Below are 4,702 nucleotides of genomic sequence, written 5' to 3'. Positions count from 1 at the left end.
TTTTGGCTCATGATGCATCCACTTGCGTATTGTCGGATTATGATTTAAAACCATATAGCCACTATAAGGTCAATAGAGCAGATACCATTTGTTGAGGAGACACCCGATGCGCATTGGTCAGTTGGCGCGGTCCGTAGGGGTTGACACCCAGACCATCCGTTTCTATGAGCGAGAGGGCTTGTTACCACCGCCGGATCGTCAGGACAACGGCTACCGTATTTACACTGAACGGCATGTTGAGCGACTGGCCTTCATCCGGCGCTGCAGAATACTTGAGCTGTCACTCGCTGAAATTCACGAGTTACAGCGTTATCAGGGCGCGCCCCATCAGCCTTGCAGGGCCATCAACACCTTGCTTGATGATCACATCGCTCAGGTACGGTCTCAGATAACCGATCTGCAGGTACTGGAGAAACAACTTGTGTCGCTGCGAGCAAGTTGTAACGATGATCGGGAAAATGAGGCCTGTGGGGTTCTCGAAGGGCTCAGCGAAGGAAGCATGCAGTAGTAGCCTGAAGCAGGTATGCTCAGTATTAGGGTAGCCAGCGTGGAAAGATCAATATACTTGCGTAGGTGCTGAACATCCGCTCCCTGGCGGAGTTTTTCGACAACACGGAGCCTGAGTAGTCGGCAGATAGAGCAAGCACTTCATCATGTCTTGTTTCGTTGAAAAGGCTGCATCAACTGTTGCCAGTAGTTCATTGGTAATTCGGCGCTGAAACAATACCAAGATCCTTAGTGCTGATCGCTCGCTCGGAATCGTAGTAAGCCGTGCCGTGCAAGGATCTTAGCGGCAATGGGTGAAGTGATCATTTGTATCACTGCAAAGAATGCGGCAGGAATCGCAATTTCTGAAGGTAAGCCAGATGCGGCGACAAAAGCAGCAGCAATGCTAAATTCTTTTTTGCTCACGGTGAAGAGATAGGTAATCACTTCTTTCCGGTCAGAGGTTAGCAACCGTGAGGACATTCCTATCAGGTAGCCAATCAGATTAAGACTCAGGGCTGCTCCAGCAATCAAAAAAGCGTACCAGCCATAACCAATGATAGTTTCTGCGTTTGGGCCTACTACAGCCAGTAGTATCAGAAGATATATGATTGATCCAATTCCCGCGTACGTTGAATCATGGCGTGCAAAAAAATCTGGAAATCCTGTGCGTAAGCTCACTCCAACAACAGTGGGAACGAGAACGATCAAGGCTAATTCAAAGATGATTGCCCCGAGAGGAACTTCCAGCTGTATTCCAGTCAGCCATAAAAAAACGAATGGAACAATGAATGGCGATAGTGCTGTATTGACCGCATTAAAAACGGCTGCTAAGGCAACATTCCCCCGCGCCATTAATACCAGCAGCGGAGACGAAACATCTGTCGGCAATGTGCCAAGCAACGTTTGACCTGCTGCAAGAGGTCCGTTCCCGAAAAATAAACGGCCAGTCAGAAAACCGGCAATCGACATCGGACCATAGACCAGACCTAGTGCTAAAAATTGCCTTGAAGGTTTGCGAAAGACCACTCGAACGGCATGTGCGTCGAAGGTAAGACTGATGACAAGCATCAGCAGCGCGAGCAGTGGACCGATAAAGGGCTCTAGGTGCGTTCCTAACCCTGGGAATACTAAGACCAAACCAGCTAAAGTGATAACGAACCAAACAAGATTAGACTCCACAAAATAGATGAATCTGATCATATCTTGGAGTCCACCGTGCCCGATGAGGTTGGGCGACCTTCACACTGCGCGAACAACTCGATGGCTTTGTCGCAATAAGCACAGTGCCCATCGCAGCAGTCGTGCATCAGAAACGCTATGAGATCAGCAAGTACAGGAAAAATAGCACTGTCTTCGATCAGAAGAGCGTCGCCGGTGAAAATACGGTCGTCCAGACGGTATGCGAAATGGCCATCGGTATGGCCCGGCGTGTGAATCGGCTGGAAGCTGAGCCGACCGACCTGAAAGGGCCTCCCCTCCTCAACTCCTACGTCCGTGCAGGGCAGGCAATCCATGGCAGGCGCCGCGATTTTACTGCCCGCTTTCTGCTTTAGCTCGCGGGCGGAAGTGATGTGATCGGCGTGGATATGGGTATCCAGAGTGTATTCCAGCTTGAGCCCCAGCTTTGATACCTCTGCCAGGTCGCGCTCGACCGAGTTGATAACCGGATCAATCAGGACCGCTCGTCCGGTTTCCTCGCAGCCCAGAAGATAGGTGTAAGTGCTGGATACGGGTTCATACAGTTGTCGAAAGATCATGTGATGTCCCCTGTCTGCGTCGGCGCTTCCATCCGCAAATGCTACCATCAACCTGCATGGGCAACCGGCTTGCTGTGTGCTTTATGAGAAAGAAGCTACGTATATCTGGGATAGGATCAAGCGTGCGACAGCGAAGACTCTAGCCGATTCCGCGGCGACGGCTGCCTGGCTGATGTCGTATTTCGGCCCAGATAAAGAGGGCAGCACCGAGGACGATCCATACGTCCGCCAGGTTGAACGATGGCCAGTGCCACTGGGCATAATGAAAATCGAGAAGATCCTCGACGTAGCCCAAGCGTAAGCGATCTGCGGCATTGCCCAACGCACCGCCGAGGATAGCGCTGAGTGCGAGCCGATAACTCAGTACGCTCGGTGAACGCCAAAGCCAGTACACCAGTAACGTCGAGATAACCAAGGCCAGCCCGATGAAAAGCGGCTACTGCCAACCGCCGGCATCCGCTAGAAAGCTGAACGCCGCCCCCGTATTGTGGCGGTGGACCCAATTGAAGAAGGGCGTGACCGATACACTTTCTCCATACATAAGCATGGTACTGGCAAGGTACTTGCTAGCCTGATCCGCCAGCAGTAACAGGAGCGAGAGCCACAGCCAGCGCATCGTTTTTCTCGGCTCGTGGGCTTTCTCTGCGAGCCAATTGCCATAAGTAGACAAATTCCTTCCTCCTCACCCAATTGAAAATCTGCTCGCTATAGAGTGGCGGGCGTCATGTACCCAGCCGATGATACTGGCGAATTCGAAGAAGCAGGAGCAAGCCGAGTCCGAGTGCGATCACACCAAGGACAGGCCAATCCCTCCAGCGCACATAAGGGGTCGCACCAGTTCGCGGTGTCACCTCGACGCTGAGGCTGGCTACGCGGAACTGAGGAGCGCGCTTGAGGATCTTTCCCTCGTAGCTGACAGCTGCTGTGATACCCGTGTTCGTGGCTCGCAGTAGGTCACGTCCGGTTTCGATGGCACGCATGCGGGCCATCTGGAAGTGCTGGAGAGGGCCGAGCGAGCTGCCGAACCAGGCATCATTACTGACATTCACCAGCACCTGCGCTTCGGGCAGAAGTTCCGTGACTTCAGCACCAAAGACCGCCTCGTAGCAGATGAGTGCCCCTACGGGCACCCCTGCTGCATTCAGGACGTGCGCGTCCCGTCCCGGTGTAAAATCGGACATGGGCGCCCCGAGCACGTCGAGGGCCGAACCCAAAAACTCCCGAAACGGAACATATTCACCGAAGGGCACCAGGTGGCGTTTGTAGTAGAAGCCTGAGGGATCGGAGAGGCTTACCACTGCATTATAGGCGCGGCCATCCGCCTCGCGTACCGGGACGCCAATCATTAACAAGGTGCCTGCCTGATCGGCTAACGCCTCAAGCTCAGCAAGATATTCTTTGGCCTGGTCATGCCACATCGGGATTGCCGCTTCTGGCCAGATCACGATGTCGGCCCCGAGATGCTGCTTCGTAAGCGCCTGATAGCGCTCAATTGTGATTTCCCGGTAATCCGGGTCCCATTTCTTGTCTTGCGCGATGTTTCCTTGCAAGAGGGCGACATCGATCGGGTCAGCGGCTGGCTGCGTCCACTCGCGGTCCAGGAGCTGCAAGCCAGCGAGAGTAACGATTAACACGGCACCGGCTACCGCTGCACGGCGCAGGCTTGGGCCTAAGATAACCCACGCAAGACCGCCGGCGAACAGTGCCACCAGAAAACTCACGCCAAGCACACCAAAGACAGGAGCGATAGTGGCGAGTGTGGTGTCGGTCTGGCTGTAGCCGATAAAGAGCCAGGGAAAGCCGGTCAAGAACCAGGTGCGCATCCATTCACTCAACACCCATGCCGCCGGTAGTCCTAGCCAGAGCGCCATCGCATCCATCTCAGGTCTCAGGCGGCGCACGAGATAGGCGACGCCCCATGGGAAGAGGGCGAGCAGCGAGACAAAGGCCGCTGTGGCTAACCCCGCCACCACAGGGCCATTGCCGTACTGGCTGATGCTGATGAAGACCCAGGAGACACCTACGCCGAAGTAACCAAGGCCAAAGAGGTAGGCCGACCATAGCACCTGACGCTTTGAAGATTGCGCGGTCAGGGCAAAAAATGCAGCCAGAGCGATCATTGCAAGCCATGCCCAGCCCACAGGGGCAAAGGCAAGCGGCATGGCGCCTCCGGCAAGTAGAGCTATCCCCCTTGTTAGAAGCTCCTTGTGGCGCATGCCCGTGGAGGGTAGCGCGTACTTATCACCCAATGCTCTCGCCTCCGAAGCCAGTATCAACCCTGTGGCTCATGCTTTTTTGCTCCGCTCAATTCAGTCCGCAGCCACAGGCGTCTTCACAGGGTTTACTCATGATACGGCTCCACTTGAGTATTGTCGGATTATGATTTAAAACCATATAGCCACTATAAGGTCAATAAAACAGTTACGATCTGTTGGGGAGGAACCTGATGCGCATTG

The 4,702-nt window shown here is 54.1% G+C and carries 4 protein-coding genes and 1 pseudogene; 1 reads left to right on the top strand and 4 read right to left on the bottom strand.

Going from position 1 to position 4,702, the window contains the following annotated elements; all coding sequences use genetic code 11:
- Positions 1–106 precede the first annotated feature (106 nt).
- Positions 107–508 carry a Cd(II)/Pb(II)-responsive transcriptional regulator gene (cadR, locus tag AC13DD_RS00115; protein WP_482930656.1) on the top strand — a complete coding sequence of 134 codons (402 nt, stop codon included), beginning with the start codon at positions 107–109 and terminating at the stop codon, positions 506–508.
- A gap of 227 nt (positions 509–735) precedes the next feature.
- On the opposite strand, the gene AC13DD_RS00110 is transcribed toward cadR, so the two are convergent.
- The 4 genes and pseudogenes from AC13DD_RS00110 to lnt form a co-directional block, all read right to left on the bottom strand.
- The gene (locus AC13DD_RS00110; protein ID WP_058089841.1) at positions 736–1,689 is read right to left on the bottom strand and encodes a bile acid:sodium symporter family protein; all 954 of its coding nucleotides are present in this window, start codon (positions 1,687–1,689) and stop codon (positions 736–738) included.
- The gene (locus tag AC13DD_RS00105) at positions 1,686–2,246 is read right to left on the bottom strand and encodes an MBL fold metallo-hydrolase (RefSeq protein ID WP_202348775.1); all 561 of its coding nucleotides are present in this window, start codon (positions 2,244–2,246) and stop codon (positions 1,686–1,688) included. The genes AC13DD_RS00110 and AC13DD_RS00105 overlap by 4 nt, the downstream gene beginning before the upstream one ends.
- 139 nt (positions 2,247–2,385) lie before the next feature.
- Positions 2,386–2,862 (bottom strand): annotated as a pseudogene (gene lspA / locus AC13DD_RS00100) (signal peptidase II).
- 106 nt (positions 2,863–2,968) lie between these two features.
- Complete coding sequence (lnt, locus tag AC13DD_RS00095) at positions 2,969–4,408, bottom strand: apolipoprotein N-acyltransferase (RefSeq protein ID WP_011784893.1); 1,440 nt, start codon at positions 4,406–4,408, stop codon at positions 2,969–2,971.
- Between the last annotated feature and the right edge of the window lie 294 nt (positions 4,409–4,702).

The sequence above is a fragment of the Marinobacter sp. L-13 genome (genome assembly GCF_056857715.1).
Note: the sequence above shows the minus strand (reverse complement) of the source record. Positions and strands in the feature narration are given on the sequence as shown.